This window comes from Arthrobacter sp. 05N33_2 (genome assembly GCF_056397425.1).
This window is the reverse complement of the sequence record NZ_JBFTNJ010000128.1, coordinates 1-3,082: the sequence shown is the minus strand read 5'-3', so window position 1 is coordinate 3,082 and position 3,082 is coordinate 1. Positions and strand designations below refer to the sequence as shown.

Sequence of the window (3,082 nt, the reverse complement as noted above, 5' to 3'; positions counted from 1 at the left end):
GCATTTGAGATCGACGGCTACGACGCCCGCGACGAGACGGCCTGGAGCGTAATGGCGCGCGGGGAAGCCGAGGTCATCGAGAGCCAGGAGGAGAAGGACGAAATTGACTCCCTGCTCCTGGAGCCCTGGCAGCCCGGCGAGAAGGCCTACTACGTGCGGGTGGCTCCCAAAGCCCTGACCGGACGACGCTTCAAGGTCAACCGGCCCGATGTGTGGACCACCCGGCTCGCGGATCCGCGCCGGGCCACCTTCGAATAGAACCCCCGGGCACCCTCCCGGCAGGATTGCGGCGTCAGCCGTGTTCTGGCGAGTGGACCACCAGCACCGGGCAATGCGCATGTGCCACACAGGCGGAACTCACAGATCCCAGTAACAGTCCACCGAATCCGCCGTGGCCGCGGCGGCCCAGAACAAGCATGTCCGCGGCTTTGCTCTCCTCGATCAGCATGCGGCGGGGGTGCCCCTGGATGAGGCGGGCCTCGACGTTGTCCGGGGTGTCCGGGCCGAAGGCCTTCGCCACCGCCTCGGCCAGGATTTCCCCGGCCCGGACGTCGAAGTCCTCGATGCCGACGGCGACATAGCCGTCGTACACCGGCGGGTAGTCCCAGCATGCCACTGCGACGACCTTGGCGGCCAGGGGCACCGCGAGGGCCTGCGCATGCCGCAACGCGGACACCGAAGCGTCCGAGCCGTCAACGCCTACCACGATCTTCCGGACGTCCCTGACTTCGTTCATCGCAATCCTTTGCCCTCGTACCGGCCGAGCTTCCCGCGCCAGATGGCGACGCTCCCATGATTTCCTTCGGCCGGCATGACGCCTAGGGCCAAAGGGCATGCACGCAGCCCGGCTGGCGGGCCACCCGAAAACGTTCCGGGCGACTGGCCGGAGGCGGCCTGTCGGGCACTATGACCCTTGTCCGCGCCGCCCCGGTGCACAAGAATGGCAGAGGCTGGGGTCAGCAGACGAAGGACAGCATCTCGTGACAAAGAGCATGGTGTCATTAACAGTATCGAGCGGTCGCGCGAGCGGCCGGACGGGAGAATCATGATTGCCTGGGCAGACGCAGGTCTCACTGCACCTGATGGCGGGCAGGCGGTGATCCGCGTCTTTATCCTTGATGATCACGAACTTGTCAGGCGCGGGCTGCAGGAACTTCTCGAAGGCGAGGGGTTTGCCGTCGTCGGCAGTTCCGGATCCGCGGTGGAGGCGACCCGGCGGATTCCCGCGCTGCATCCTGATGTCTGTGTGCTGGACGCCCGTCTGCCGGACGGAACCGGCATCGAGGTCTGCCGGGACGTGAGGTCGGTGGACCCGTCCCTGAACTGCATCATCCTGACGAGCTTCGACGACGAACAGGCCCTGCGCGGCGCCGTCCTGGCCGGGGCACGCGGATACGTGCTGAAGGAGATCGGCGGCACGGACCTGATCGGCGCCCTGCGGCGGGCAGCAGCGGGCGAGTCCCTCTTCGAGGAAGGCGTGGCCGCCGGCGTCGTGGACAGCCTGGTGGAGGCCGAAGAGGTCGACCCGCGCACCTCCTCCCTCACGCCCCAGGAACGCAAGGTCCTGGAGCTGGTAGGCGGCGGACTGACCAACCGGCAGATTGCCGCCGAAATGTTCCTGGCGGAAAAGACCGTCAAGAACTATGTGTCGTCCCTGCTGGCCAAGCTCGGATTCGAACGCCGCACGCAGGCAGCCGTCTTCATCGCCAGCCCGGCATTTCCGGCGGCCGCCGGCGGGCGAACCGGCGAAGTAATCCGGCCCCGCAGCGTCGGATAGGCTCCGCGGAAACCGGACCTTCGGGCGTGCCGGTTACAGGGGCACCGACCATTCCAGGCTGGTACCGGAGTCGGGCACGCTCGTGATGGTGCATTCGCCGTCGAGCATGCGCGCCCGGTCCTCGAGGTTGCTTAGCCCGTTGCGTTTTTCGGGTTGAGTGAATCCGGCGCCGTTGTCGCTGATCACCACCGTCACCCTGCCCTTAACGACCGCAACCGAGACCGAGATTGTATCCGCCCCGGAGTGCCGGATGGCGTTGCTGAGCCCCTCGGAAACCACGGCCACGACGTTGTCGGCCTTGTCCGGTGTCACGGCATCCACGGGTCCCGTGATGGTCAGGCGCGGCGGGAACGGCATGGACTTGGACGAACTGCGAGTGACCCGACGGATCCGGCCGCTCAGCAGTTCGATCTCGCCTGTGTTGCTCTTGAGCGAGTAAATGGTGTCGCGCAGGCTGCGGATCGCCTCGTCGAGTTCGCCGGTGATGTTGCGGATGCGCTCCAGCGCCAGATCCTCCTTGGTGAAACGGGTCAGGCTCTGTACGCTCAGCCCGGCGGCGAACAGCCGCTGGATGACGAGGTCATGCAGGTCCCGGGCGATCCTGTCGCGGTCGGTGAAGACCAGAAGCTCCTCCCGCAGCCGGTGCACCCGGGCAAGTTCCAAGGCGAGGGCCACGTGGGAGCCGAAGACGGCCCCCATTTCGATGTCGGTCYGGGCGTAGCGCACCGACTCCTTGTCCCGTGCCAGCAGCAGGAGGCCATGGTGGGCGCCCTGGGTACTCAGGGCCACTGCCAGCAGCGGGCCGGTGACTGCACCGTCGACCTCCCCCAACACTTCGGATGCGTCGTCGAACAGCACTGGCTCGCCGCCTTCGAGGACACCTTCCAGGAGCTTTGACTCCAAATGCAGTGACCGTCCCGAAAACGCCGTGCCGCGCTCACCGGCAACGCCGATCACCACGTGGGCCATGGCGTTGGCGGCGGGGGCCACCAGGAGGGCGAGTGAGGACGCGGACTCCTGGAGCGCGCGGCCGGCTATCGGGTCCAGGCCGCCCGAGGTGTAGTCGCGGTCCGTGCTCAGCATCAGCCCGGAGACGTCCATGCAGGCCTCCAGCCAGCGGGCCCGGCGGCGGGCGTCGTCGTAGAGCCGGGCATTTTCGATGGCRACRCCGGCSGCKGCSGCCAASGCGACGGCCAGGGCCTCGTCTTCGGCGGAAAAGTCGTCTCCGCCTTCTTTTTCCGTGAGGTAGAGGTTGCCGAACACCACSTCCCGGACSCGGACCGGKACCCCCAGGAAGGACTGCAT

Annotated in this window: 4 protein-coding genes; 2 read left to right on the top strand and 2 right to left on the bottom strand. The window is 67.1% G+C overall.

The annotated features are described in order from the left end of the window. Positions 1-258: pyridoxamine 5'-phosphate oxidase family protein (locus tag AC1DHX_RS20500; RefSeq protein WP_476900444.1), on the top strand; the 258-nt coding region annotated here is incomplete at its 5' end. Positions 259-292: 34 nt separating this feature from the next. Here the strand turns inward: AC1DHX_RS20500 and AC1DHX_RS20495 are convergent. After that, positions 293-736: a universal stress protein gene (locus AC1DHX_RS20495; RefSeq protein ID WP_476858583.1), complete on the bottom strand. Its 444-nt coding sequence runs from the start codon at positions 734-736 to the stop codon at positions 293-295. Positions 737-1,045: 309 nt separating this feature from the next. Here AC1DHX_RS20495 and AC1DHX_RS20490 point away from each other — a divergent pair, with 309 nt between their 5' ends. Continuing rightward, a complete protein-coding gene (locus tag AC1DHX_RS20490; RefSeq protein WP_026538734.1) occupies positions 1,046-1,777 on the top strand; it encodes a response regulator in 732 nt (243 codons plus the stop codon). Positions 1,778-1,810: 33 nt separating this feature from the next. Here the strand turns inward: AC1DHX_RS20490 and AC1DHX_RS20485 are convergent. Beyond that, the coding region (locus tag AC1DHX_RS20485; protein WP_476900443.1) for a sensor histidine kinase at positions 1,811-3,082 on the bottom strand (1,272 nt) is incomplete at its 5' end.

Bases quoted from the DNA above. Each gene is read 5' to 3' on its own strand.
- AC1DHX_RS20495 (WP_476858583.1), bottom strand. From the start codon at position 736: ATGAACGAAGTCAGGGACGTCCGGAAGATCGTGGTAGGCGTTGACGGC.
- AC1DHX_RS20490 (WP_026538734.1), top strand. From the start codon at position 1,046: ATGATTGCCTGGGCAGACGCAGGTCTCACTGCACCTGATGGCGGGCAG.